The organism is Acidovorax sp. SUPP1855 (genome assembly GCF_030158955.1).
Taxonomy (GTDB): Bacteria; Pseudomonadota; Gammaproteobacteria; order Burkholderiales; family Burkholderiaceae_C; genus Paracidovorax.
In genome coordinates, this window is record NZ_BQXI01000007.1 from 18905 (window position 1) to 45318 (window position 26414).

A 26414-nucleotide genomic window follows, 5' to 3' on the forward strand; every position below is an offset into this window, starting at 1 on the left:
GCCCCCTGGCGGCAACAAAGCGCCCGGCGACTGCCCCCAAGCCGTCGCACCGGCAGCGCCCCCGGGCCCCACTGCACCCCGACGAGGGGCACGATCACGCGGCAACCGGGCGGTGCGTGGTTACCATTGGCCCATCATGTTCAGTTACCGCCACGCCTTCCATGCGGGCAACCACGCCGATGTGCTCAAGCACACGATGCTGATTGCCACTTTGCAACACCTTACGCAGAAAGACGCAGCGCTCACCGTGCTGGACACCCATGCCGGCGCCGGCCTGTTCCGGCTGGACGGCGACTATGCCGCCACGAGCGGAGAGGCGGGGGACGGCATCCTGCGCCTGGTGCCGCCCGCTGTGCTCAAAGAGCCCCTGGCGCCCGCTCTGCAGGCCTACGTCGACATGGTCGGCGCCTTCAACCAAGGCAACGTGACGCGGGTCTATCCCGGCTCGCCCTTCATCACGCAGCGCCTGTTGCGCGACCGCGACAAGCTCAAGGTGTTCGAACTGCACCCGACCGACCTGCGCGCGCTGGCCGGCAACGTGGCCCAGCTGGAGGCCGGCCGCCAGGTGGCGGTGCTGCATGAGGATGGCTTCGAAGGCATCAAGAAATTCCTGCCCCCACCGGCCCGCCGCGCTCTCGTGCTGTGCGACCCCAGCTATGAAATCAAGAGCGACTATGGGCGCGTCCTGGACATGGCCGCAGACTCGCTCAAGCGCTTTGCGACGGGCACCTATGCCGTCTGGTACCCGATCATTCCCCGGCCCGAAGCCCATGACCTGCCGCGGCGGCTCAAGACGCTGGCGACCAAGGCCGGCAAGTCGTGGCTGCATGCCACGCTCACCGTGAAATCGAGCAAGGTGACGGGCGCCGCGGACGGACAGGCCCGCCGCCCGGGGTTGCCGGCCAGCGGCATGTTCCTGATCAATCCGCCGTTCACGCTGAAAGCGGCGCTCAAGCCCGCGCTGCCGCAGATGGCCGAACTGCTGGCGCAGGACCATCACGCCTCGCACACGCTCGAGTCGGGCGGCTGAGCCCGTCCGCCTATTCGCCAGCGGCTGGCAACGGGCCGGCCTGCGACAGGCCGGAAGCCGAGGCATCGGGGCACTGCGCCGCGGCATCCTCCGGCGCCTGCGACACCACGACCGGCTTGGTGCCCAGCCCCAGCAGCCCCAGCGCCCCGGCGGCGGCGCGGCTCACGTCGATGATGCGGCCGGGCGAGTGGGGCCCGCGGTCGTTGATGCGCACCTGCACGGCGCGGCCGGTCACCAGGCTGCGCACGCACACGCGCGTACCGAAGGGCAAAGTGCGGTGGGCGGCGGTGAATTCGTTCATGTCGAAGCGCTCTCCGCTGGCCGTGCGGCGGCGGTGGAAACGCGCCCCGTACCAGGAGGCCAAGCCTTCCTGCACGAACGCATCGGCGGTGTCGCTCTCGGAGGAGGCGTCCGCGTCCGACGGGTTGGATGGCGCATCGCCCGCAATGGCCGGCGGGGGCTTCACAGGGGCCGCGGCGCGGGGCGGCTGGGCTGGCGCAGGCAGGGGAACCGATGGCTTTTGCGGCGCCGCGATGGTGTCGTCGCCGGGCACGGGTGCCTTGACCGCGCAGGCCACCAGGGCGCACGACAGCAGCGCGCCCGACAACAGCGCACAGAGGTGGTGGGGCAGTTCAGCGCTGGCAGCGCGTTTCGTAGGCGTCTTCAAAACGCTTCAGGTCCTTTCTTTCGCCTTCGGTCAGGTCCGTGCGGGCCCGCTTGGCGGTGAGGATGCGGCGCGACTCCCGGCATTGTTCGGCGTGGCGCGTGGCCTCTTCGCGGGAGGTCTGGGCCGCCACGCGAAGTTGCTGTTCCTGCTCCTGCCGCTGCCTGCGCGCCTCGCTCTGCTCCCTGAAATAGCGGGAGGAAGCGTCGGATTCCTCGTCGTGGCAATCGCGCTGGTACTCCCGGCGCATGCCGGCGTAGGCGTCGGGCTGAATGCCGGAGGAGCCTCCGCGCAGCGTGTCGCTCAGGGACCGGCAACGGGCGCTCATGTAGCGCTGGTACGCCGGCCCTTCGGGCACGGAACGCACGGGGGGCTCATAGCGCCACGCCGGGGGCGGGGAGACAGGCCCTGCGGCCGCCACCGACGTCGTCGTGCCCGAAGGACAGGGGCGCGACATCGTGAAGCTGTTGCCCGCGGCATCCCGGCAGACGTACCGCGTCTGGGCCCACGACGGGGCAGACGCCACGCAGCACAGGGTGGCGACCAACAGGGGAGCGAAGGCGGACGTCATGGAAGGGCACGAAAAACGAAGGGGCGATATTACCGGAGTGACCGCCGGCGTCTAGAGACCCAGCCGACGGCAGATCTCCAGCGTGGTGGCGCTCTGGTTCATCGTGTAGAAGTGCAGGCCCGGCACGCCACGGTCGCGCAGCTGCTCGCACAGCCCGGTGACCACATCCAGGCCGAAGGCCTTGATGCTGGCCGTGTCGTCGCCAAAACCCTGCAGCCGCATGCGGATCCACCGTGGGATTTCGGCGCCGCAGGCGTCGGAGAAACGCATGAGCTGCGTGGAGCCCAGGATGGGCATGATGCCCGGCACCACGGGCACATCCAGCCCCAGCCGCCGCGTGTCGTCCACGAAGCGGAAGTAGGCGTCGGCATTGAAGAAGTACTGCGTGATGGCCGAGTGCGCGCCGGCCCGCACCTTGAGCGCGAAGGCCTGCAGATCGGCTTCGGGTGAACGGGCCTGGGGATGCACTTCGGGGTAGGCGGCCACTTCCACGTGGAAGTCGTCGCCCGTCTCCGCGCGGATGAAAGCCACCAGATCGCTGGCGTAGTGGAACTCGCCGCCCGCGCCGTAGCCGCTCGGCAGGTCGCCGCGCAGGGCCACCAGGCGCTTCACGCCCATGGCCTTGAGCGTGGCCAGCTGGCTGCGCACCGTCTCGCGCGTGGCGCCGATGCACGAGAAGTGCGAGGCCGCGCTCACGCCCTCCGCCAGAATCTCGCGCACGGTGGTGAAGGTGCCCTCCTGCGTCGAGCCGCCCGCACCGTAGGTGACGGAGCAGAACTCGGGCCGCCGGGCATACAGCGCCTGCCGCACGGCACGCAGCTTTTCGGCCCCTTCGGGCGTCTTGGGGGGGAAAAATTCGAAACTGACGGGTAAGGGTGGATTGGAGGCACTCATGCCGCCCTCCTTGCATGGACGAAGAATTCACGGTTGCCGTCGCCGCCATCGATGGAACTGTCCATCCAGGCGGCCACGGTCAGGCCCAGTTCCGCGCAGCAGTCGCGGATGCGCTGCTCGACCACGGCGTAGAGCGCCACATCGCGCACGATGCCGCCCTTGCCCACCTGGCCGGGCTGCAGTTCGAACTGCGGCTTGACCAACATGAGCAGGTCGCCGCCGGCCTTGAGCAGCGGCGCCACCGCCGGCAGGATGAGCGTGAGCGAGATGAACGACACATCGCCCGTCACCAGGTCGAACACCGGGGTGATGTCCACCTGCTCCAGCCCTGCCCGGCGCCGGCGCACGGTGGGCAGGGCGCCCTCCGCGCGGGCCCGCGCCCGGGCCGAGCGCTCGGCCTTGAAGGCTTCGACGTCGTGTTCCTTGGCGTCGTCGCTGTCGTCGTATTCGTCGTCGATCAAGCCGCCGTTGCGCATCCAGCTGTAGGGCGCTTCGGGCTGGGTCTCGTTGTCGTCGGGGTCTTGCTCGACCTGCTCGGACAGGGCGTCCTCGCAGGCTTCCTGCAGCGATGCGGCCGTCAATGACCGGGCGTTGACGCCTTCCACGGCCACCACGCGTGGATCCTGGCGCAGGCGGTCGTGCAACTGGCTGTGGCCCACGTCCACACCGATCACCTGGGCCGCGCCGCGCTGCAGCAGGCAGTCGGTGAAGCCCCCGGTGCTCTGACCCACGTCCAGGCAGCGCCAGCCCGCCACGTCCAGGCCCGCGGATACGAGCGCCCCTTCCAGCTTGAGGCCGCCGCGCGAGAGGTAGCGCGCCTCGGACTGGTCGAGCAACTGCACTTCGGCGATGTCCGGAATCTCGTCACCGTTCTTGGCCACCTTGTGCCAGGGCAGGCTGGGTGCCAGCCGCCATTGCACGCCGGCCGCGATCAGGCGCTGCGCCTGCGACCGGGTCGCGGCGTGGCCCTTGTCCACCAGATACACGTCTGCGCGCATGCGCCCGTCCTTTTCAGAGTCAAAAAGGCCTCCAGCGCATATTCATCTAGCGCAGGAAGCTATTATTTTTATAGCAAACCAGCAGCCGGCGCGGATGGCCGGCCGGCCATCCACCGATCAGTAGCGGTAGGTGTCGGGCTTGTAGGGGCCGCTCTTGCTCACGCCGATGTAGGCGGCCTGCGAGTCCGTCAGTTCGGTCAGCATGGCGCCGACCTTCTTCAGGTGCAGGCGCGCGACCTTCTCGTCCAGCAGCTTGGGCAACACGTAGACCTTGCCGGCCTCGTAGGCATCGGGCTTGGTGAAGAGCTCGATCTGCGCGATGGTCTGGTTGGCGAACGACGACGACATCACGAAGCTTGGGTGGCCCGTGCCGCAGCCCAGGTTGACCAGGCGGCCCTTGGCCAGCAGGATGATCTTCTTGCCGTCCGGGAAGGTGATGTGGTCCACCTGGGGCTTGATCTCTTCCCATTCGTACTTCTCGATCGACGCGACGTCGATCTCGTTGTCGAAGTGGCCGATGTTGCAGACGATGGCCTGGTCCTTCATCTTCACCATGGTGTCGTGGGTGATGATGTCCTTGTTGCCGGTCGTCGTCACGAAGATGTCGGCCTTGTCGGCGGCGTAGTCCATCGTCACCACGCGGTAGCCTTCCATGGCGGCCTGCAGGGCATTGATGGGGTCGATCTCGGTGACCCACACCTGGGCCGACAGCGCGCGCAGTGCCTGGGCGGAGCCCTTGCCCACGTCGCCGTAGCCGGCCACCACGGCGACCTTGCCGGCGATCATGACGTCGGTGGCGCGCTTGATGCCGTCCACCAGCGATTCGCGGCAGCCGTACAGGTTGTCGAACTTGGACTTGGTGACCGAGTCGTTCACGTTGATCGCGCGGAACAGCAGCGTGCCCTTGGCGGACATCTCGTTCAGGCGGTGCACGCCGGTGGTGGTTTCTTCCGTCACGCCGATGATCTCGGCCGACTTGCGGGTGTACCAGGTCGCGTCTTCCGACAGTTTCTTGCGGATGGCGGCGAACAGGATGCGCTCTTCCTCGCTGGCACCGTTGCCGGCGACCAGGGAGGCGTCCTTCTCGGCGCGCTGGCCCAGGTGCATCAGCAGCGTGGCATCGCCGCCGTCGTCCAGGATCATGTTGGGGCCTTCGCCCGCGCTGCCCTTAGGCGCAAAGTCGAAGATGCGGTGGGTGTAGTCCCAGTAATCTTCCAGCGACTCGCCCTTGATGGCGAAGACCGGCGTGCCCGTGGCCGCGATGGCGGCAGCGGCATGGTCCTGCGTGGAGAAGATGTTGCACGACGCCCAGCGCACGTCGGCGCCCAGGGCCTTCAGCGTTTCGATCAGCACGGCGGTCTGAATCGTCATGTGCAGCGAGCCGGTGATGCGCGCGCCCTTGAGCGGCTGGCTGGCGGCGAACTCGTCGCGGATGGCCATCAGGCCGGGCATTTCCGTCTCGGCGATGCGGATTTCCTTGCGGCCCCACGCGGCAAGGGAAAGGTCGGCGATGGCCTGGTCGGCCTGGGGCTTGAGAACTGCGCTCATGGTTTTCTCCGGTAAAGAAGGTAAAAACCACGCATCGGAGGGGAATGGCTCACTCACCGCACAAGAAGCGTGGGCGAGCGTCGTTGCAAAATGATGATCCGAGCCTCGCGTCCCTGCCGCACACCGGGCACCGGGGGTAAAGACGCTGCAACGCTCCTCGGAAAGCGGCGATTATAAGGACATCGCGCTTCGCGCCCATACCAGCGCGCCGACCGTGGCGCGCTGCAGAACCGAGACCGGCATGGATTCGAGGTGCCGCCCATGACAACAAGACAACCAGCGATACGCCCGCAAAGGGCCAGAAGAACCCAGAGACAATGTCCACACAACACCGGGGCAACCTGTTCGATCGGATGCGCATCTGCGCGGCGAGCGCGGTGATCTTCAGCCACCACTTCCACATCACGCACACCGCGTCGCCCACTTGGCTGCATTCCGACATGGTGGGTGGCGTGGCGGTGATGACGTTCTTCACGATCAGCGGCTACCTCGTCACCCAGAGCTGGCTGCGCCAGCCCAAGGCGCTGGCGTTCCTGTCCAAGCGGTTCCTACGGATCTGGCCCGGGGTGCTGTTCGCCGTGCTCACCAACGTCTTTCTGTTCGGGATCTTCTTCAACTCGCTGCCGGCCGCGGACTTTCTGGCCCACCCCGATACGCTCGGCTACTTTCGCAACCTGCTGCTGATCAGGGACTACCCCTATCTGCCGGGCGTGTTCGAAAACAACCCGATCAAGCACCTGATGAATGGGCCCTTGTGGACCATCCCGATAGAAAGCCTGTGCTACCTGGTGCTGGCGGGTGCGGGGTTGCTCGGCGTGTTCCGGTCTCGCTGGCTCGCCAGCCTCGCCGCTGTGGCCTACATCGCGTTCTTTATCACCGCCCGCAATGCCGACCTGACGGGCGAGATGCGGCACTGGTTCGAATACCCCGCCTATTTCACCTATGGCGCGCTCATCGCCGTCTTCCGCGATGCGTTCCATGCCCGCTCCGGCCGGCTGCTGCTCCTGCTGGCGCCGCTGGCCGCCGTGCTGTTCTTCGGATTGCAGATGGAGCACACGGCAGGCCTACTCCTGCTGCCGCCGCTACTCATCCACATCGGCTCGCTGAACGTGCCCGCGCTGGCCTTCCTGCAGCGCGGCGGGGACCCGTCGTACGGCATCTATCTGTACGGCTGTCCGGTGCAGCAGTCGGTGTATGCGCTCTGGCCCGATCTGGCGTTCATTCCGAGCCTGATGCTGTCGGTGGCACTGGCCGCCGTGGCAGGCTATGCCTCCTGGCACCTGGTGGAATCACCGGCGCTGCGGTTCAAGCGGTGGTTCCAGCGAACGCCCGTGGCGCCTCAAGCGGCCCCCTGACCCTTGCGAGCGGCCAAGGCGGCGGCCACGGGGCCCGGCCGGTGCGGTCCCACCGAGGTCCGGCATGAGGGCGGCCATTAGAATACGGCCACTTTTCCGCGGGCGCCCTCCGCGGCGGCACGCCAGCGCGCCGGCCCTGGCGCCCGTACTTCGGCCCACCTGCCTGCGCCGCGCCCTCACCAAAAAACACAGTGTCCTACGTCTCCGAAACACGGCGCCGCCGCACCTTCGCCATCATTTCCCACCCTGACGCGGGCAAGACCACGCTCACGGAAAAGCTGCTGCTGTTCTCGGGTGCGATCCAGATCGCGGGCGCCGTCAAGGGCCGCAAGGCCAGCCGCCACGCCACCAGCGACTGGATGGAGATCGAAAAGCAGCGCGGCATCTCGGTGGCCAGTTCGGTCATGCAGATGGCCTACCGCGAACACGTGGTGAACCTGCTGGACACGCCAGGCCACAAGGACTTCTCGGAAGACACCTACCGCGTGCTCACCGCGGTCGATTCGGCCCTGATGGTGATCGACGCGGCCAACGGCGTGGAGGCGCAGACGCGCCGCCTGATCGAGGTCTGCCGCCAGCGCGACACGCCCATCATCACCTTCGTGAACAAGATGGACCGCGAAGTGCGCGAACCGCTGGACATCCTGGACGAGGTCGAGCGCGAGCTGGGCATGCCCTGCGTGCCCATGACCTGGCCCGTGGGCCAGGGCAAGGGTTTCGGCGGCATCATCAACCTGCGCACGCAGGCCATGACGGTGTTCGAGTCGGGCAGCGAGCGCCGCCCGCAGGACTTCGAGACCATTCCCCTGTCGGACGCCGCCAACCTGCGCGCGCGTTTCGGCAGCGAATTCGACGCCGCCATCGAGAGCATGGAACTCGCCGTGGGCGCCTCGCCCACCTGGGACCACGAGGCCTTCCTCGCCGGCAAGCAGACGCCGGTGTTCTTCGGCTCCGGCGTGAACAACTTCGGGGTCATGGAAGTGCTGGATGCGCTGGTGGACCTGGCCCCCTCGCCGCGTCCCCGCCTGAGCAGCCTGCAGGTGAACAAGCAGCCGGTCGAGAAAACCGTGCAGCCCGAAGACCAGAATTTCTCAGGCGTGGTGTTCAAGGTACAGGCCAACATGGACGCCAACCACCGCGACCGCATCGCCTTCGTGCGCGTGGCCTCGGGGCGGTACACGCCGGGCATGAAGCTCAAGGTGCAGCGCACCGCCAAGGAACTGCGCCCCACCAGCGTGGTGACCTTCATGTCGCAGCGCCGCGAGGCGGTGGAAGAGGCCTATGCCGGCGACATCATCGGCTTCACCACCCATGGCGGCGTGCAGCTGGGCGACACCATCACCGACGGCGCCAGCCTGCAGTTCACCGGCCTGCCGTTCTTCGCGCCCGAACTGTTCATGACGGTCATCCTGAAGAACCCGCTGCGCACCAAGCAGCTGCAGCAGGGCCTGGCCCAGCTCGGTGAAGAAGGCGCGATCCAGGTCTTCAAGCCCGACGCCGGCGGTGCCATGCTGCTGGGTGCGGTGGGCCAGCTGCAGTTCGAAGTGGTGCAGCATCGCCTCAAGACCGAATACGACGCCGACGTGCGGCTGGAGGGCTGCCAGTACACCGGCGCCCGCTGGATCACCGCCGACAGCCCGGCCGACCTGCGTGCGTTCACCGATGCCTACCCGCTGCGGCTCGCGCACGACGCGGCGGACACGCTGGCCTACCTGTGCACCTCGCCCTACGACGTGCGCCTGGCCCAGGAGCGGTTTCCCAAGATCCATTTCCATCCGTTGCGCGAGCACGCCGGCCTGGCGCTGCAGGCCGCCGGTTGAGCGCAGACCATCGCCCGACCGTGGGAGCGACGCTGCCATCCCCTTCCATGGCCCGCGCGGTCCGTGCCCCGCGGGATGGCTGGCGGGCAGCCGCCCCCTTTCTGGTGATCTGGAGCGCCCTGATGGCGCTGTACGGCACCTGGCTGATGGCCTTCTGGCCCGGCATCCTGGGGGAGGACTCGGTGTCCATCCTGCTGGAGGTGGAGCGCGCAGGCGACTTCCGCTCCGGCAAGACCGTCTTCTGGTACTACTTCGTGCGCCTGTTCTACGAGGGCACGCGGCGGGTGGAAGTGCCCGTGGCGGTGCTGCTGTGCCTGTGCGCGCTGATCTTCGCCCGCGTGCTGGCGTGGTACTGGCGGCAGGGCCTGAGAAAGAGCTTCGCGGTGGTGCTGGTGCTGGTGTGCCTGGCACCGCACATGGTTTACTTCATGGGCACGCTGTACCCGGACGGCATCTTCGCCGTGGCGTCCTGCGGCCTGCTGTTCGAGCTGTGGCTGGCGGCCCGCCAGCGCACGATGGGCGCGGCCTCGCTGACCATGGTGGCCGTGGCGCTGCCCTTCGCGGCCTTCGCCCGGCCGAACGGCATCGTCTTTCTGCTGCCGGCCGTTGCCGTGCTACTGCTCCTGGACCGCCGCAGCCGCTGGACGCTGGCGGCGGTCATCGGTGCGGTGGGCTCGGCGATGTTCGCGGGCCACCAGCTGCATCCGTCCAGGACACAGGAAGCCGTCTATCCCATGGTGGTCTTCGAGACCGTGAACTTTCTCAAGCCCCGGGCCATGAACCGCCTGTGGGACCAGTACCCCCACATGAACGATCCCTGGGTGCTGGACCGGCCCAAGGTGTCGCCCGCGACGATCGAGATGCTCGGGCGCTACCGCCCCCTGCCGCAACTGCAGGCCTATGCCGACCCGGCGTACTGGGACATGCTCGTCTTCCACCCCGAAGGCCCACAGGTGCAAGGCCTGCCGCAGCCCGACCAGAAGGCACTGGTGCGTGAATTCTTCACCTACAACCTCTGGCAGAACCTGCCCGACTTCATCGCCAGCCGGGTCAACGTCTTCCTGGCCGCCGCGCTCGCGCAGGGCGGCTTTCCCTCCGTGACCTACGCCACCTACGTGCTGCAGCGCACGCAGTCGGCGTCGGTCTTTCGCCAGTTCGACCTGCGCGGCGTGGAGCGCCGCTTCATCGCCCTGCAAAAGGCCAGCCATGCATGGCGGTGGCTGCTGTGGACCCCTTGGCTCGGCATGATTTTGCTGGTGTGGGCCCTGTGCCGTGGCATCGCCCGGCGCGACCTGCCCGTGCTGATCGTGGCGTTGCCCATGGCCGTGCAGCTGGTGGCCATCTTCCTGCTGTCCACCGCGGGCGAATACCGTTATCTCCTACCGTTTTTCACCCTGCCCCTGGCCCTGCTTCCCGCTTTCGCCTTGCGCCGCCCCACCCCGGCCCGCCCCGTGTCGGCATGACACGCCCCCTGCCTTCTCACCATGTCCCTTTTACTCACGTCCCTGACCCTGTTGTGCGTGCTCGGCATCTCGCTCGGGCAACTGCTGTTCAAGAAGGCCGCCATGATGCTGCCGGCCCAGCCGGTGCTGACCGACTGGATCTTCAACGGCTGGCTCATCGTCGCCCTGGCGCTCTACGGCGTGACCACGCTGCTGTGGATCTGGGTGCTGCGCAGCGCACCGCTGCACCTGGCCTATCCGTTCATGGGCCTGGCCTTCCTGATCGTGCCGGCGCTGGGGTGGCTGTTCCTCGATGAGCCGCTGCATCTGCAGACCTTCATCGGGGGGGCGCTGATCCTGGCAGGCATCGCCGTGGCGGGGAGGGCTTCGGCATGACGAAGCACACCATGAGCGTCGCCGTCGCCATCCCCTGCTACAAGGTCACCCAGCATGTGCTGGAGGTGATCCGCACGATTCCGGCCAGCGTGTCCCGCATCTACGCGGTGGACGACGCCTGCCCCGACGGCAGCGGCGCCTTCGTCCAGCAGCACTGCACCGACCCGCGCGTGCAGGTGCTGTTCAACCCCGAGAACCAGGGCGTGGGCGGGGCCGTGGTCACGGCCTACCGCCAGGCCGTCGCAGACGGCATCGACATCGTGGTCAAGATCGACGGCGACGGCCAGATGAACCCCCGCCTGCTGCCGCTCTTCGTGCGCCCCATCCAGGACGGCCGGGCCGACTACACCAAGGGCAACCGCTTCTTCCGGCCCGAATCGGTGCGCGGCATGCCCGGGATGCGCCTGTTCGGCAATGCCGTGCTGTCGTTCATGACCAAGCTCAGCTGCGGCTACTGGTCCATCATGGACCCGACGAACGGCTACACCGCCATCCACACCAGCGTGCTGCGCGAGCTTCCGCTGGACAAGCTGGAGCGCCGCTACTTCTTCGAGACCGACATGCTGTTCCGCTTGAACACGCTGCGGGCGGTGGTGCGCGACGTGCCCATGGACGCCGTGTACGCGGACGAAGAATCGAACCTCAAGATCGGCAAGGTCCTGCCCGAATTCCTGAAGAAGCACGCCTCGCGCTTGGCCCGGCGCTATGTGTACAGCTATCTGGTGCGCGACTTCAACGTGGGCTCCATCTACAGCCTCTTCGGCATGCTCCTGCTACTGGCCGGGGGCCTGTTCGGCGCGATGCACTGGATCAACAGCGCCTACGGCACCCATCCGGCCACGAGCGGCACCGTGATGCTGGCGGCGCTGCCGGTGCTCATCGGCATCCAGTTCCTGGTGGCGTTCCTGCACTACGACGTGGGCAGCGTGCCCACCGAGCCACTGAGCACCTACCTGCATCCGGACGACCTCGATGCCGCCGCCGACCTGGCGGGAAAGGCCATGCCATGAGCGTCTCCCAAGGCCACATCGCTCCCAACGCCAGCCACACCCTCGCACCGTCCGAGCGCGCCACCCTGCACTGGATGCTGTGGGGGCTGGTCGTGCCCCTCATCTTCTACGCGGCGCGCACGGTGGAAGTGCTCACGCGGGTGGAAATTCCGTTCGACTCGCTGCACACCTACCTGCCGCTGGCGCGCCAGTTGCTGGAGGATGCGGCGCAGCTGTTCAGCGATCCGAAGATGCTCAAGGTGGCGCCCGGCGCGGTCGTCTACATGGCGCTTTCGGGGGCGGACCCGGTGGCCGTCAAGGCCGCGAATCTCGCGATCTCGCTCGTGGCGCTGGTGCTCACGTTCGATACCGCACGCAAGATCGGCGGCCGCGTGGCCGCCGCCGCCGCGGCCTGGCTGTTCGTGCTGCCCCACATGCTGGTGGAGGCCGGGGCGGTGCTCATGGGCGAAGCGCCCTTCGTGTTCCTGGTTGCCGTGTGGCTCTGGGCCACCACCTATGCGGTAGACACCACGGCCGGTACGCGCGCAGCGCGCTGGCGGATCGGCGCCGTGGTTTTGGCGGGCCTGGCCCTCGCCGCGGCCACCCTGACCCGCGGGACCTACATGTACTGGCTGCCGTTCGCCGTGGTGGCTTTCTTCGCCGCATCGCGCAAGCTGCAGGGCGCGCAACGCGGGGCGGCCGTGCGCATCGCGGCGGTGCACCTGATCGCCCTCGCACTGGTAGGCGCCTACATGGCGCGGCAGAACGAGGAATTCGGCCGGCCCATTGTCGCCACGGGCACAGGCGCGGCGCTGTACTTCGGCAGCAACCCCGTGCTGTCGGGCTACGAGCCGCCGTACTTCGGACTGGTCCATGACGAGTCCACCATCACGGACGGCCAGGGGCACCTCTCGATCGAGGGCGACCGCCGCCTGATGGCCGTGGCCAAGACCATGCTGCGCGAAACGCCCTTCCCGGTGCTGGCGCAGATGTACGTGCAAAAGCTCGGCGCCGTGCTGTTCTTCAGCCGCGCGCACCTGGACCGCCATGTCATGAACGACCGGTCCTGGCGCGTGGTGCTGGTGATCCTGGCGTGCCTGGGGGCGTGGGGCGGACGCCGGCACCTGATGGTGTGGATGGTCACCGGCGCCGAGGCCTACCAGTGCGCGGTGCACGTGCCGGTGCTCTACAACCCGCGCTACAGCATCAGCGCGCTCGATATCCTGTTCGTGCTGCTGGCCGCGCAGGGCGTGGCGATGCTGTGGCGCCAGCCACGCCGGGGCATGGCCCTGGGCGGCGCCCTGGCCACCATCGTGGCGGGCGTGGCGCTGGGCGCCTACCACCTGCGCACCAGCGCGCCGCTCATGCCCGACCTGAGCCTCGGGCACCCCGTGCTGCTGCAGATGGCCGAGCCCGGCACGGTCCAGACCCAGGGGTGGGAGGGCGACCCGTTCACGGCCGAGGTGCCCATGGCGTCCGGGAAAGCCCTGGTCGAGTGGCGCGCGAAGGTCTTCAAGATGGATGGCATCTCCATCCTGCGGCTGCCCCTGGAGCGCCTGGAAGGCCAGTGCCAGCGCCTGTGGGTGGGCTACACCCGGCCCGATGGTGCCGCACGCGCCAGCCTCGTGCGCCTGGACGGCCTGAAGGCCGGGCAGGACATCACCTGGGGCACGATGCCGCTGTTGATGCCCGGCCCGCCAGGGCGCCTGACGATGGAGTTCCACTGCAAGCCGGGCACGCGCATGCAGTTCGGCGAGCTGGGCCTGTACGAGGCCAGCGAGGGACGTTTCTACCGGGAGAAGGCGCTCAGCCCACCCTGAGACTCCGCTTTCCCCCAGCCCCCCACACCGGAGGCCCTTCTGCACGGCCGGACATGGCCTTGCAGCTCTTTTCCTTGACGGACACTCTGCCATGCGCTTTTTCAACGCTCACCGGATTCTGGCAGCGGCACTGTCCCTGCTGGGAGCCGCTGCGCAGGCGGACACCGCCCCCCGCCCGGCGCGCGCGCCGTTCATCGTCGCCCCGACCATCGTCGGCACGATGGTGTGCGACGAGGCCGCCAACGACCCGCGGGTCAAGACCTACGAAGCGGCCATCGATCTGTGCCACGCGCGCAAGCGCACGGGCGCGGCGGCGATCAACCGCCTGCTCGACACGCTGGAGCCCGGCGGCCCGCGGGGGCAAGTGCAGATCGGCTTCACGGCTACGCTCCAGCTGCTGGCGCTGTACCGCAGGACCGCCAGCGGCTGGGAGATTGACACGGCGCGGGTCGATGAATTCCTGCAGCTCGTGGCCGATGTGAAACGCCCCGTCGTGCTGTACCTGGCCGGGGACCACTTTGACTCCGCTGGTCCCCTGACCGACGAGCTGGAGAAAGACCCGCGCAACCTCATGCAACTGCCTGGAGGCAAGCCGCTGGAGCTGGGCTACTTCGGCTACCGCATCGCGCCCTACACGCTGGAGACGGATGCGAGCATTCCGGTCAACCGCTACCGCTACGAGGCCCTGCGCTACGTGGCCCGGCGCATCAAGGCCCTGCCTGCGGAGCAGCAGCAGCGCATCGTCGCCATCACGCTCGCGGGCGAACTGCACCACCTGTTCCCCGATTTCGAACACGGCATGGGCGAGTACCAGAACATCCGCACCACCGACTACAGCCCGGCCTCGGTGGCGGGCTTCCAGGCCTACCTGGCCAGGCAGTACGGCAGCATCGCGGCGCTCAACCGGCAGGCCGGAACGGCCTACGCCGCGTTCAACACCGTTCCCGCCCCGTCGCACGATGTGAGCCGCGAGCCGGCCAGCAGCCTGGGCGAGCACTACGACGCCTTCGCCGACGGCACCCTGCCGCTCTCCGGCTGGCTGTGGGACCCCGCAGGCCGCGTGACCGGCCTCGACCTGTACCTGGATGCGCGCTACATCGGCCCGGTGGGGCGCGGCTACAACCGGCTGGACGTGTACCGCGCGCTGGACGAGGTCACCACGCCGAACGTGGGCTTTCGCACCGACGTGGACTTCAGTGCCCTGCGCCCCGGCAAGCACATGGCGCAGATCGTGGCGCGCGTGGGCGGGGCGCGCTTCGAGGTGGCGCAGACCGAGTTCACGGTGATGCCGCGCGACCGCCGCGTGGCGCCGCCCACCCGCCGCCCGCCGGAGGTCTTCGGCATGAAGGCCGCGAGCGAGCTGCCTGGCGTGCGCTCGTGGCTCGACCTGCCCAAGCCGCAGCAGGGCGTGCTGTTCAACCCACTGGCGCGGGACTGGAACCGTTACCGCGAGCAGCAGGTGGCGCGGCTGCTGGGCGAGTTCCACCGCATCGCCTCGAGCGAAGGGTTGCCGGCCGACAAGCTGTACTCCCACCAGATCGTGCCCAACGTGAACTCCTCCTGGAACCCGCAGCTCTTCGCGGCGGACCAGACCCTGCACGGCTCGCTGCCCTGGAAGCACGGCATCAACCTGTATGGCGGCGCCACCGACAGCGACTGGGTGCGGGGCTTCCTGGCCGAACGCAAGATCGCCGACTACGGCGTGCCGGAATTCAATCCGCAGCAGTGGAAGCGCGACGGTGCCCACCTGGCGGCCATGCAGTCGCACTACACCGGCGGCGCGCGCTTCATCAGCCCGTACTACTTTTCCGTGATTCCGAACCGGTTCAAGGGCAGCGCCGAAAACGGCGTGAACCGCATGGAGCTGGGACCGGACAACACGAAGGACGGCTCCGACCGCTTCTACCGGGCCATCATCGAGTTCGCCAAGCGCTGAGGGCCAGGGGACGCCCAACGGGGCGGCCCAGGCCCTGGTGGGCGCCTCCCCTTCCCGACTTTCCGGCCACGCCTTTTCCTGCCACCGCCATGCCTTCGCCCTCCCCCCTCCCCGCCACCTTGCAGCCCCTGGCCGCGTGGCAACCGCCGGCCACGCTCGCCGGGGTGTTCACCGACATCGACGACACCCTCACCACCGACGGCGCCATCACCGCCGATGCGCTGGCCGCCATCGCGGACCTGAAAGCGGCGGGCCTGCACGTGATCCCGATCACCGGGCGCCCCGTGGGCTGGAGCGAGCCCTTCGCGGCTGCGTGGCCGGTGGACGCCATCGTGGCGGAGAACGGCGCGGTGGCGCTGGTGGCGGAGCGGAACCAGAATGCCCTCGAGCGCAATGAAAACGCCGACATCGTGCTATCAAAATGGTATCAACAGGATGCGCCGACGCGGGCGGCCAACTACGCGCGGATGCAGGCCGTGCTGACGCAGATCGAGCGCGAAGTGCCGGGCGCGCGCCGCGCCACCGATTCCGCCGGGCGCGAGTGCGACATCGCCATCGACCACAGCGAGTTCGTGCACCTGCCGCAGGCCGCCATCGACCAGGTGGTGGACCGCCTGCACGCGGCGGGCATGCACGCCACGGTGAGCAGCATCCACATCAACGGCTGGTTCGGGGCGCACAACAAGCTGGAGGGCGCCCGCTGGATCGTGCGCGAGCGCCTGGGCCGCGACCTAGACGCCGAGATCGACCGCTGGGTGTACGTGGGCGACTCCACCAACGACCAACTGATGTTCGAGCGCTTCGCCCACAGCGTGGGCGTGGCGAACGTGGCGCGCTTCGTGCCGCAGCTGCGCCACCGGCCGCGCTACGTCACCCGGGGCGAGCGCGGCGCGGGCTTCGCCGAGGTCGCGCAGGCCATTTTGGGTGCAATGGGTCGCATGCCCTAGAAAATATTGCCCTTGTAGCTATTATTTTCATAGCAAATCAGTCCATCGCAAGCAGCGCCCCGCCCCGGTGCGCGGGGGCCTACAGCGGCTTGCCCAGGCCCAGCTTCTCCACCAGCGCCTTCTCGCGCGTGAAGGTGTCCTGCGCGAACTGGCGATAGCGCGCGCTGTCCATGTAGATCGGCACCATGTCGTATCGCGCCAGCGCGGTGCGGTAGGACTCCTGGTCCATCGCCTGCTTGAACGCATCGTGCAGGCGCTTGACCACGTCCGGCGGCGTGCCCTTGGGTGCGCCGATGCCGAAGGGCGAGTTCTGCACCACGTCGATGCCCAGTTCCTTGAGCGTGGGCGCATCGGGGAATTTCGCCAGGCGCTCGGCGCCCCAGGTGTTCAGCACGCGCAGCTTGCCTGCCTCGACCTGCGGAGCGAACCCGGTGGAGTCGGCCGCGGCCATGATCTGTCCACCCAGGATGGACTGCATCAGGTCGGCGCTGCCCTTGTACGGCACGTGCAGCAGTTGCAGGCCGAGCTGCTGCGCGGCCAGCTCCATCGTGAGGTGCGGGCTGGTCAGCGTGCCGGTGGAGCCGTAGCTGAGTTTGCCGGGGTTGGCCTTGGCATAGGCCACGAAGTCCGCCCAGGTCTTGAACGGCGAATCGGCCGGCACCACCACGCCGAAGGCGTAGCCCGTGACGTTCAGCACATAGGTGATGTCCTTGACCGGGTCCCAGTTGATCTTGGTGGTGTAGGGCATGCGGAACACGCCCAGCGGGATCTGCGCCACCGTGTAGCCGTCGGCCGCCGAGGACTGCAGCAGCTGCGCGGGCAGCGTGCCGCCGGCGCCGGGCTTGTTGTCCACGATGACCGGCTGGCCCAGCGCCTTGCCGGCGCTGTCGGCCAGCACGCGCATGGTGATGTCGGTGGGCCCGCCGGCCGGGAAGGCGATCACCAGCTTGATGGGCCGGGCGGGAAAGGATTGGGCACGGGCGGTGAGGGCGGGGGCGGCCAGGGCCGCGGCCCCGAGCTGCATGAGATGGCGGCGCTGCATGGTCGGTCGGTTCTCGCAAAGTAAGCAACCGCCATTGCAGCGCAGGGCAGCCCCGTCCCTGCAGGCCGGAAACCCTGAGGCCCTGTCACGCACGCGTCATGCACGGACCCCATTGCAACGGCGCCGGAAGGGCCGGTGCGTTCGTCCTACATGGGCCGACGGGCGGAACCGACACGGGGGCGCGGGGTGCCCGCTTAACGTCACCCCCGGCGCACGCGACTTCCAGCGTGCCGCTTCCCAGCCCCACCCCCCGCACATCCGGCCCGCAGGCCATGCCCGGGAACTGCCTATTCAAGAGGAATGGTCATGCCCAACCAACGCCACGCGCCTGTTTTCCTGGGGGTGCTTCTCGTCGTGATCGGCCTGGCCATCGGCGTGGGCGGGGTCTGGCTCATCGCCCTGGGCGGCTCGTGGTACTACCTGCCCGCGGGCCTGGCCACTTTGCTCGCCGGCTGGATGCTGGCCCAGCGCAACCCCGCCGCCCTGTGGGTCTATGCCGGGCTGGTGCTGGTGACGCTGCTGTGGTCGCTGTGGGAGGCCGGGCTGGACTGGTGGCCGCTCGCCGCACGGGGCGACGTGTTCTTCGTGCTGGGCGTGCTGCTGCTCACGCCCTGGGGGTCCCGCGGCCTGGTCTCGCCATCGCAGCGCGGCCCGCGCCGTGCGCTGGGCGTGACGCTGGCGGCCTTCCTGGCCGTGGCCGTGGCATCGTGGTTCCATGACGCGCACGACGTGCCCGGCGCCTTCGCCGCGCATGCCGCCCCCACCCCCACCACCACGGTGCCTGCCGCGGCTGGCGGCCCTGGCGACAACGGCGCCATCCCGCCCGGCGAATGGCATGCCTACGGCCGCACCGGCGAGGGCCAGCGCTACTCCCCGCTGGGCCAGATCACCCCCGACAACGTGCGCGGCCTGGAGGTCGCCTGGCAGTACCGCACCGGCGACGTGCGCGGCGAGCCCGGCGATCCGCAGGAGACGACCTTCGAGGTCACGCCGCTGAAGGTCGGCAACCGCCTGTACCTGTGCACCCCGCACCAGTCGGTCATCGCGCTCGACGCGACCACCGGCGCGCAGGTCTGGCGCTACGACACCCAGGTGCAGGGCAAAGGCGAACTGGCGCTGCAGCACCTGACCTGCCGCGGCCTGTCGTACCAGCCGCCCGAGCCGGCCACCGCCGGCACCGCGGCCGTTCCGACGGCCGCGCCAGCGCCCTCTTCCCCACCCGCAGCCAAGCCGGCCACACCCGTGCCGGCCTCGGCACCCGCCCTGCCCACCGCGTCCTGCGAAGGGCGTTTGTTCATGCCCACGGCCGATGGCCGGCTGCTCGCGCTGGACCCGCGCACCGGCGGCCTGTGCACCGATTTCGGCAACGGCACCGGGCAGATCGACCTGTGGACCGGCATGCCCAACCGCCGCCCCGGCGCCTACTACTCCACCTCGCCCGCCGTGGTCACGCGCGATCTCGTCATCATCGGCGGCACCGTGCTGGACAACGCCTCCACCAAGGAGCAGTCCGGCGTGATCCGCGCCTACGACGTGCATACCGGCGCGCTGGTGTGGAACTGGGATTCGGCCAAACCCGAGGCCACGGCGCCCATCGGCCCCGGCGAAACCTACACCGCCAATTCGCCCAACAGCTGGTCGATCTCCAGCGTGGATGAAACCCTGGGCCTGGTCTACGTGCCCATGGGCAACCAGCCGCCCGACCAGTGGGGCGGCCGCCGCAGCCCCGAGGTGGAGCGCTATTCGTCCTCCGTCGTCGCGCTCGAATTGGCCACCGGCCGCGTGCGCTGGCACTTCCAGACCGTGCACCACGACCTGTGGGACTACGACGTGCCCGCGCAGCCCAGCCTGGTGGACCTGACCGTCAAGGGCGAGCGCGTTCCCGCGCTGGTGCAGCCCACCAAGCAGGGCGAGGTCTTCGTGCTCGACCGTCGCACCGGCACCCCCATCCTGCCGGTCACCGAGGTGCCCGCCCCCCAGGGCGCCGCCGAGGGCGACCGCACCGCGCCCACGCAGCCCAAATCGGCCCTGTCGTTCGACCCCGCACCGCTCACCGGCGCGGACATGTGGGGCGTGACCCTCTTCGACCAGCTCATGTGCCGCATCGCGTTCGAGAAGCTGCGCTTCGAAGGCCGCTTCACCCCGCCCTCCACCCGCGGCACCCTGGTCTATCCCGGCAACTTCGGCGTGTTCAACTGGGGCGGCGTGGCCGTGGACCCGCAGCGCGAGATGGCGTTCACCACGCCCACCTACCTGGCCTTCACCTCGCAGCTGATCCCGCGCACCGACGACACCACCTTGCTGGTTCAGCCCGGCGGTGCGCCACCGCACGGCATGCTGCCCGCACTGAACGAAAACGTGGGCGCGCCGTTCGCCGTGCGCCTGAAGCCCTTCGTCTCGGTGCTGGGCATTCCCTGCCAGGCGCCGCCCTGGGGCTATGTGGCCGGCGCGGACCTGACCACGGGCAAGATCATCTGGAAGCACAAGAACGGCACCGTGCGCGACCTGGCCCCCGTGCCCGTGCCGTTCAAGATGGGCGTGCCCAACCTGGGCGGCCCGGTGACCACGGCCGGCGGCGTGGCCTTCCTGTCCGGCACGCTCGACTACTACGTGCGGGCCTACGATGTTTCCAACGGCAACGAGCTGTGGAAGAGCCGCCTGCCCGCGGGCGGCCAGGCCACCCCGATGACCTACACCGGGGCCGATGGCCGGCAGTACATCGTGGTGGCGGCGGGAGGGCACGGCTCGCTCGGCACGCGCACGGGGGACTGGCTGATCGCCTACGCCCTGCCGCGCACTTGACAAGGTTTTGAACCAAAAAGGCCTCCAGCACAATCGATACTAGGGCATATAGCTATTATTTTTATAGCAATCTGCCTGGGCCCTTTTGGGGATGGACCGCCCCCTCAGGCACCCGCAGCGGCGGCGCATCGCAGCCGATGCCGGCCGCGATCCAGCGCCGGGCCAGCGCGCGCACCAGCCGCACGGCCCAGGCACTGCGCCAGCCCATGACCTCGCCGGGGTCCGCGACCATGCCGCAGACATAGCGGCCCGGTGCGGCATCGCCGCCAGCGCCTTCTTCGCGCCAGCGCAGCGCCGCGCACGGGCCATGCCGGCGGCGCGACACCAGCATGCCCATCGGGCAGGGCTCGGCCAGGCAGCACAGGCCGCAGCCGTTGCAGGGCGCACCTTGCCCCGGCTGCTGCGGGGCAGAGGGGTGCAGGTGCACGACCTGCCAATCCGGGCCATGCGCTCCCGCACGGGCATCCACTTCCCGACCCGCACCAGCGCCTGCACATGCGCCGCCAGCGGCTGCATCGTCGGCCTGAATGTCGTCGGGCAGTGGCATGGGCAATTGGGGATCCAGGAAAGGCGGGCAACGCGCACGCAGGGGAAAAGAGAAGCGGACGGTCGCGAACCACGGCCCCATCCGCCAGGGCGCCCCATTGTTGCGCCACCCCGCCGTCCCTGCCCGGATGCCCATGAAAAAAGCGCCCCGGGGGGCGCTTCTCGTTCGTGCCCTGCTGCTGGCGACGGGGGCGCAGGGGCTCGGGGGATCGCAGCGGATCAGTGCTGCAGGATCTTGTTGAGGAAGTCCTTGGTGCGCGGCTGGCGGGCATCCGGGTTGTTGAAGAAATCGTCCTTGGAGCAGTCCTCCAGGATCTTTCCGCCCACGTCCATGAAGATCACGCGGTTGCTGACCTTGCGCGCGAAGCCCATTTCGTGGGTCACGCACATCATGGTCATGCCTTCGTTGGCCAGGCCCACCATCACGTCCAGCACTTCGCCCACCATTTCGGGGTCGAGGGCGGACGTGGGTTCGTCGAACAGCATCACGATGGGGTCCATCGACAGCGCGCGGGCGATCGCCACGCGCTGCTGCTGGCCGCCCGACAGCTGGCCGGGGAACTTGTCCTTGTGCGCCGACAGGCCCACGCGGTCCAGCATCTTGAGGCCGCGCTTCTTGGCCTCGTCCGCGCCGCGGCCCAGCACCTTGATCTGCGCGATCGTCAGGTTCTCGGTCACCGACAGGTGGGGGAACAATTCGAAGTGCTGGAACACCATGCCCACGCGGCTGCGCAGCTTGGGCAGGTTGGTCTTGGGGTCGTGCACGGCGATGCCGTCCACGAAGATCTCGCCCTTCTGGAAGGGTTCGAGCGCGTTGATGGTCTTGATCAGCGTGGACTTGCCGGAGCCCGACGGGCCGCACACCACCACGACTTCGCCCTTCTGGATGGAAGTGGAGCAGTCGGTCAGCACCTGGAAGCTGCCGTACCACTTCGAGACATTCTTCATTTCAATCATTGCTATTTCCTCACTCTTTCCGCTCAGCGGATGATGGCGATTTTCCGGTGCAGGCGCTTGACGACCCAGGACAGTGCGAAGCACATCGCGAAGTACACGACGGCTGCCAGCAGGTAGGCCTCGATCGGCCGCCCATAGTTCTTGCCCGCCGTCTCGAAGCCCTTGAGCATGTCGTAGGCGCCGATGGCGTAGACCAGCGAAGTGTCCTGGAACAGGATGATGGTCTGCGTGAGCAGCACGGGCAGCATGTTGCGGAACGCCTGCGGCAGGATCACGAGCTTCATGTTCTGGCCGTAGGTCATCCCGAGCGCCTGGCCCGCGAACACCTGTCCGCGGGAGATCGACTGGATGCCGGCCCGCATGATCTCGCTGAAGTACGCGGCCTCGAAGGCGATGAAGGTGATGATGGCCGACAGCTCCGAGCGGTAGCTCGTGCCGATTCCGCCGGGCAGGGCCGCGTAGAACGAGGCCGGCACCAGCAGGAAGAACCACAGGATCACCATCACCAGCGGGATGCTGCGCATGCCGTTGACGTAGAACGTGGCCGGCGCGTCCAGCCACTTCTTGCCCGACAGGCGCATCAGCGCCAGCACGGTGCCCAGCAGGATGCCGCCGACCGTGGCGATCAGCGTCAGCATGATGCTGAAGTAAAAGCCCTTGACGACGAACTTGCTGATGATGTCCCAGTTGTAGAAGGAAAGGTCGAGATTCATCATGTCAGTGGCCTCCCCCCGTGCCGCCGGACACGATCAGGCCGGGAACGCGCGTGCGCTTTTCGATAAAGGCCATGATGCGGTTGATGGCGAAGGCCGAGATCACGTACAGGCCCGTCACGGCCAGATAGATTTCGATGCCGCGCGAGGTCTCTTCCTGCGCCTGCATCGCGAACATCGTCAGTTCGGCCACCGACACGGCGAAGGCCACGGACGAGTTCTTGAAGATGTTCATCGTCTCGCTCGTGAGCGGCGGAATGATGATGCGAAACGCCATCGGCAGCAGCACGTAGCGGTAGTACTGCACGGTGGTGAAGCCCATGGCCATGCCCGCGTAGCGCTGGCCGCGCGGCAGGGCCTGGATGCCCGCCCTCACCTGCTCGGCGATCCGTGCCGAGGTGAAGAAGCCCAGCGCCAGCACCACGAGGATGAAGCCCGAGACGCCCTTGAGCACCGGGAAGATCGCCGGCAGCACGTGGTACCACAGAAAAATCTGCACCAGCAGCGGAATGTTGCGGAACAGCTCGACCCAGGCATTGCCGAAGCCGACCAGCACCTTGTTGTCGGGCAGCGTGCGCAGTGTCCCGACGATCGATCCCATCACCAGCGCGATGACCAGGGCCAGCAGGGCCACCGACACCGTCCAGCCCCAGGCAGAGAGCATCCACTGGAGGTAGGTCGGGTATTCACCCCCTGGGTCCTGCAGGAAGACTTGCCAATCCCAATTTGATCCCATGGGAAATCCTTCTCAAATCTCGTTGTCTTCAAACTTGGCGCCCCATCCCGGGCATCCCTGCCGGGGAAACAAACAAACGCCCACCGTCAGGTGGGCGTTTGCCGCATGCGAGCGCCGGGCGCTCAGTCCTTGGTGGCGTACTCTTCCATGGGCTTGTCGTTGGGGTTCGCCCAGGCCGCCTTCGTCGCTTCGCTCGCTGGCAGGCCGATCTTCACGTTGTTCGGGGGCACGGGCTGCAGGAACCACTTGTCGTACAGCTTGGCCATGTCGCCGGACTTGATATGCGCCTTGATGCTGTCGTCCACGGCCTTCTTGAAGGCGGGGTCGTCCTTGCGGATCATGATCGCGATGGGTTCCACGCTCAGCACTTCGCCGACGATCTTGAAATCGTTGGGGCTCTTGGACTTGGCGATGTTGGAAGCCAGGATCGAGCCGTCCATGATGAAGGCGTCGGCGCGGCCGGATTCCAGCAGCAGGAAGCTGTCGGAATGGTCCTTGCCGAACACTTCCTTGAACGTCAGGCCTTCGGCGCGCTTGTTCTTGCGCAGCGTCTGCACCGAGGTGGTGCCCGTGGTGGTGGCGATGTTCTTGCCGTTCAGGTCCTTGATGCCGGTGATGCCCGAATCGGCCTTGACGGCGATGCGCACTTCCTCGACATAGGTCGTGACCGCGAAGGCGACGTCCTTCTGGCGGGCCGCGTTGTTGGTGGTGGAGCCGCACTCGATGTCCACGGTGCCGTTTTGCACCAGGGGGATGCGGTTTTGCGACGTGACGGGCTGGTACTTGACGTCCAGCTTGGCCAGGCCGAGCTGCTTTTGCACGTCGGCGATCACCTTGGCGCACACGTCGTAGTGGAAGCCCGTGTACTTGCCGTCACCCAGGGTGTACGACAGGCCGGAGGATTCGCGCACACCTTCGGTGATCGTGCCGGAGGCCTTGATCTTGGCCAGCGTGTCGTTGGCTTGCGCGAATGCGCTCCCTGCGGCCAGGGCGGTGATGGCGACTGCCAGCAAATGCTTCTTCATCAGGATCTCCTTAGAACTTACGGATACAACGGAAACAATCATTCTAGATAGTGGCACGGAGTGGAATTCGCCACCATGCCGAATACCCGGAACATCGGGTCAGCGCAGCTAAAAAACGGCGCTCAAAACGGAACCTGATCGGTGGGATAGCGCCAGAAATCCCGCAAGAGATAGCTCACCGGAAGATTGAGCGCGCGGTTGGACGGGGGGATGGGCTGGGCGAACCACTTGTCGTAGATGGGATAGATCTCGCGGCTGGTGATCAGCCGGCGCATCTCGTCGTCCACCAGCTTCTTGAACGCGGGGTCGTTCTTGGGCAGCATGATGGCCAGCGGCTCGGTGGTGATGAACTTGCCGACCACCTTCAAGGCGGCCGGATTGGGGCGGTTGGACGCCAGGCCGTAGAGCAGCACGTCGTCCATCGCGAAGGCGTCGGCCTCGCCCTTTTCCACCATCTCGACGGCCCGGGCATGGTCCGGGGCTTCGACGATGTTGATCTGCAGGAGCCGCTCGCGGTTGATCTGCTGTGCCGCCTTCAAGGGCGTGGTGCCCTTGGTGGACACGAGCTTCTTGCCGCTGAGGTCTTCGATGCGGTCCACGTTGCTCTGGGCCGGCACCAGCAGGCGGGCGCCGGTGATGAAGTGGGGCACAGTGAACGCCACGACCTGGCGACGTTCGGCATTGTTGGTGGTGGAGCCGCACTCCATGTCGGCGCGGCCTTTCTCGATGGTCTCCATGCGGTTGGCCGAGGTGACCGGCACGAATTCCACATCCATGTCCTTGCGGCCGGTCTTCTTGCGAACGACCTCGGCGATCCGCTGGCACAGCTCCACCGCATAGCCCACGGGCTTGCCGGCGTCCACATAGGAGAAGGGCACCGAGGATTCCCGGTAGGCCAGCACCAGCTTGCCGCCGGCGGTGACCCGCTCCAGTACCCCCTGCGCGGAGACAGCCATGCCCCAGCACAAGGCGGCAACGCCCCATACGGCCTTCCAATGGAATGTTTTCATGGCTTGTCTCAAAGTTCGTAAGTTCTAACCTGAGCAAACACCGTGCCAGGCCGGGCCTCTCTGTTGGGCGAAGGCTTGTGCACTTCGCTCCGGACGCCGGGACGGAATGTACGTCCCGTCACACGGTCTTTCCAATGCCAAATGCACGGTGGAATATGCATTTGACACATAACCTGACCCTGCGGTCAAAGGGGCTTGTCCGTACTGTGGGCCTGCAGGTAGGTCCACAGCGACTGCGCGATGCCCTTGGAGGGTTCCTTGCCGGACGGCTTTTCGCGGTAGGCCCGCACTTCCATCGCCATCTGCAGGTCCTCCACGCCCGGGGGCGCCGCACTAACCAGGCGGCGCGAGCGCAGTTCCTTCTTCACCGCGCTGTGCGGCAGGAAGGCCACCCCGTGCCCCTCGACCGCCATCGCCTTCAGTCCCTCGGCCATGTCGGTTTCATAGACGCGGTCCAGGTGGATGGCCGTGCCCGACTGCTTGAGGATCAAATCCGTCACGCGGCCCAGATAGGCCCCGGGTGCATACCCCAGGTAGGGCAGCGGCTCGCCCGCGCGGCCCGGCAGGCTGAACAGGGGCTGGCCATCGGCATTGGCGCGCGAATAGGGCGAGAGGATTTCCTGGCCCAGGGTCACCATTTCGTAGCGGTCGGCGTCGAGCTGGAAGGGCTGCGAGGGATGGTGGTAGGCGATCAGCAGGTCGCACCCCCCCTCCACCAGGCGCAGCACGGCATCGTGCACGTTGAGCGCGATGAGGCGGCTCTTGACCGGCCCGAAACGCTCGCGCAGGCTCGACAGCCAGGCGGGAAAGAACGTGAAGGCGAGCGTGTGCGGCACCGCGAACTCGATCATGTCCTTGCCGGCGCTGGTGTGGGCCCGCAGCATGGCGCGGGTGTTCTGCATGGCCTGCAGCATCTCCAGCGCTTCTTCATAGAGCGTCTTGCCCGCGGGCGTGAGCCGGGTCGGGTAGGAGCTGCGGTCCACCAGATCGGTGCCGGCCCAGGCCTCCAGCGCCTGGATGCGGCGCGAGAACGCCGGCTGGGTCACGTGGCGCAATTGCGCTGAACGGCTGAAGCTGCGCGTTTCCGCGAGGCTGACGAAATCCTCGAGCCACTTGGTTTCCATGGCGCGCATTATCGGGGGCCGCGCGCGCCTGCGCCGCAAGGCCCCTTGG

Annotated in this window: 23 protein-coding genes and 1 riboswitch; of the genes, 10 read left to right on the top strand and 13 right to left on the bottom strand. The window is 67.6% G+C overall.

The window, feature by feature from the left end; genetic code table 11:
* Window positions 1-136 precede the first annotated feature (136 nt).
* Entirely contained in the window at window positions 137-1030 is an 894-nt protein-coding gene (locus AVMA1855_RS07985; RefSeq protein ID WP_284425302.1) for a 23S rRNA (adenine(2030)-N(6))-methyltransferase RlmJ, read from the top strand.
* A gap of 10 nt (window positions 1031-1040) precedes the next feature.
* Here the strand turns inward: AVMA1855_RS07985 and AVMA1855_RS07990 are convergent, their stop codons facing one another.
* The 5 genes from AVMA1855_RS07990 to ahcY all read right to left on the bottom strand — a co-directional run bounded on the left by AVMA1855_RS07990 (window position 1041) and on the right by ahcY (window position 5705).
* Window positions 1041-1697 (bottom strand): septal ring lytic transglycosylase RlpA family protein, encoded by a 657-nt coding sequence (locus tag AVMA1855_RS07990; RefSeq protein WP_284425303.1) that lies wholly within the window; start codon window positions 1695-1697, stop codon window positions 1041-1043.
* The gene (locus tag AVMA1855_RS07995) at window positions 1663-2265 is read right to left on the bottom strand and encodes a hypothetical protein (RefSeq protein ID WP_284425304.1); all 603 of its coding nucleotides are present in this window, start codon (window positions 2263-2265) and stop codon (window positions 1663-1665) included. Before AVMA1855_RS07995 ends, AVMA1855_RS07990 begins: the two co-directional genes overlap by 35 nt.
* Before the next feature lie 51 nt (window positions 2266-2316).
* Entirely contained in the window at window positions 2317-3159 is an 843-nt protein-coding gene (gene metF / locus AVMA1855_RS08000) for a methylenetetrahydrofolate reductase [NAD(P)H] (protein ID WP_272565118.1), read from the bottom strand.
* Window positions 3156-4157, bottom strand: a complete 1002-nt coding sequence (locus AVMA1855_RS08005; protein WP_284425305.1) for a TlyA family RNA methyltransferase — start codon at window positions 4155-4157, stop codon at window positions 3156-3158. The genes metF and AVMA1855_RS08005 overlap by 4 nt, the downstream gene beginning before the upstream one ends.
* 117 nt (window positions 4158-4274) lie before the next feature.
* Window positions 4275-5705: an adenosylhomocysteinase gene (gene ahcY / locus AVMA1855_RS08010; RefSeq protein WP_284413776.1), complete on the bottom strand. Its 1431-nt coding sequence runs from the start codon at window positions 5703-5705 to the stop codon at window positions 4275-4277.
* A 68-nt stretch (window positions 5706-5773) separates the two neighbouring features.
* Window positions 5774-5870, bottom strand: a riboswitch (S-adenosyl-L-homocysteine riboswitch).
* A 152-nt stretch (window positions 5871-6022) separates the two neighbouring features.
* Between ahcY and AVMA1855_RS08015 the strand changes: the two genes are divergently transcribed.
* The 8 genes from AVMA1855_RS08015 (at window position 6023) to AVMA1855_RS08050 (ending at window position 16410) form a co-directional block, all read left to right on the top strand.
* On the top strand, window positions 6023-7060 hold the full coding sequence (locus AVMA1855_RS08015; protein WP_284425306.1) for an acyltransferase family protein: 1038 nt from the start codon (window positions 6023-6025) through the stop codon (window positions 7058-7060).
* A gap of 191 nt (window positions 7061-7251) precedes the next feature.
* Window positions 7252-8880, top strand: a complete 1629-nt coding sequence (locus AVMA1855_RS08020) for a peptide chain release factor 3 (RefSeq protein WP_272565122.1) — start codon at window positions 7252-7254, stop codon at window positions 8878-8880.
* Between the two features lie 47 nt (window positions 8881-8927).
* The gene (locus AVMA1855_RS08025) at window positions 8928-10343 is read left to right on the top strand and encodes a hypothetical protein (protein ID WP_284425307.1); all 1416 of its coding nucleotides are present in this window, start codon (window positions 8928-8930) and stop codon (window positions 10341-10343) included.
* A gap of 21 nt (window positions 10344-10364) precedes the next feature.
* Window positions 10365-10718 (top strand): DMT family transporter, encoded by a 354-nt coding sequence (locus AVMA1855_RS08030; protein WP_272565124.1) that lies wholly within the window; start codon window positions 10365-10367, stop codon window positions 10716-10718.
* Window positions 10715-11728: a glycosyltransferase family 2 protein gene (locus AVMA1855_RS08035; RefSeq protein ID WP_284425308.1), complete on the top strand. Its 1014-nt coding sequence runs from the start codon at window positions 10715-10717 to the stop codon at window positions 11726-11728. The genes AVMA1855_RS08030 and AVMA1855_RS08035 overlap by 4 nt, the downstream gene beginning before the upstream one ends.
* Entirely contained in the window at window positions 11725-13527 is a 1803-nt protein-coding gene (locus AVMA1855_RS08040) for a hypothetical protein (protein ID WP_284425309.1), read from the top strand. The genes AVMA1855_RS08035 and AVMA1855_RS08040 overlap by 4 nt, the downstream gene beginning before the upstream one ends.
* A gap of 91 nt (window positions 13528-13618) precedes the next feature.
* On the top strand, window positions 13619-15463 hold the full coding sequence (locus tag AVMA1855_RS08045; RefSeq protein WP_284425310.1) for a hypothetical protein: 1845 nt from the start codon (window positions 13619-13621) through the stop codon (window positions 15461-15463).
* A gap of 119 nt (window positions 15464-15582) precedes the next feature.
* Window positions 15583-16410, top strand: a complete 828-nt coding sequence (locus AVMA1855_RS08050) for an HAD-IIB family hydrolase (protein WP_502870300.1) — start codon at window positions 15583-15585, stop codon at window positions 16408-16410.
* 79 nt (window positions 16411-16489) lie between these two features.
* Here the strand turns inward: AVMA1855_RS08050 and AVMA1855_RS08055 are convergent, their stop codons facing one another.
* Entirely contained in the window at window positions 16490-17452 is a 963-nt protein-coding gene (locus AVMA1855_RS08055; protein ID WP_284404963.1) for a tripartite tricarboxylate transporter substrate binding protein, read from the bottom strand.
* 300 nt (window positions 17453-17752) lie between these two features.
* Between AVMA1855_RS08055 and AVMA1855_RS08060 the strand changes: the two genes are divergently transcribed.
* The gene (locus tag AVMA1855_RS08060; protein WP_502870297.1) at window positions 17753-20254 is read left to right on the top strand and encodes a glucose/quinate/shikimate family membrane-bound PQQ-dependent dehydrogenase; all 2502 of its coding nucleotides are present in this window, start codon (window positions 17753-17755) and stop codon (window positions 20252-20254) included.
* Window positions 20255-20315: 61 nt separating this feature from the next.
* Here AVMA1855_RS08060 and AVMA1855_RS08065 read toward each other — a convergent pair whose 3' ends face one another.
* The 7 genes from AVMA1855_RS08065 to AVMA1855_RS08095 form a co-directional block, all read right to left on the bottom strand.
* The gene (locus AVMA1855_RS08065) at window positions 20316-20801 is read right to left on the bottom strand and encodes a hypothetical protein (protein WP_502870298.1); all 486 of its coding nucleotides are present in this window, start codon (window positions 20799-20801) and stop codon (window positions 20316-20318) included.
* A gap of 218 nt (window positions 20802-21019) precedes the next feature.
* On the bottom strand, window positions 21020-21757 hold the full coding sequence (locus AVMA1855_RS08070; RefSeq protein WP_272565132.1) for an amino acid ABC transporter ATP-binding protein: 738 nt from the start codon (window positions 21755-21757) through the stop codon (window positions 21020-21022).
* 23 nt (window positions 21758-21780) lie between these two features.
* Window positions 21781-22473: an amino acid ABC transporter permease gene (locus tag AVMA1855_RS08075; protein WP_284425313.1), complete on the bottom strand. Its 693-nt coding sequence runs from the start codon at window positions 22471-22473 to the stop codon at window positions 21781-21783.
* Between the two features lies 1 nt (window position 22474).
* On the bottom strand, window positions 22475-23206 hold the full coding sequence (locus AVMA1855_RS08080) for an amino acid ABC transporter permease (protein WP_272565134.1): 732 nt from the start codon (window positions 23204-23206) through the stop codon (window positions 22475-22477).
* Window positions 23207-23328: 122 nt separating this feature from the next.
* Window positions 23329-24231: an amino acid ABC transporter substrate-binding protein gene (locus tag AVMA1855_RS08085; protein WP_284425314.1), complete on the bottom strand. Its 903-nt coding sequence runs from the start codon at window positions 24229-24231 to the stop codon at window positions 23329-23331.
* A gap of 122 nt (window positions 24232-24353) precedes the next feature.
* Entirely contained in the window at window positions 24354-25241 is an 888-nt protein-coding gene (locus AVMA1855_RS08090; RefSeq protein WP_272565136.1) for an amino acid ABC transporter substrate-binding protein, read from the bottom strand.
* Between the two features lie 185 nt (window positions 25242-25426).
* Window positions 25427-26365 carry a LysR substrate-binding domain-containing protein gene (locus AVMA1855_RS08095; protein WP_272565137.1) on the bottom strand — a complete coding sequence of 313 codons (939 nt, stop codon included), beginning with the start codon at window positions 26363-26365 and terminating at the stop codon, window positions 25427-25429.
* Between the last annotated feature and the right edge of the window lie 49 nt (window positions 26366-26414).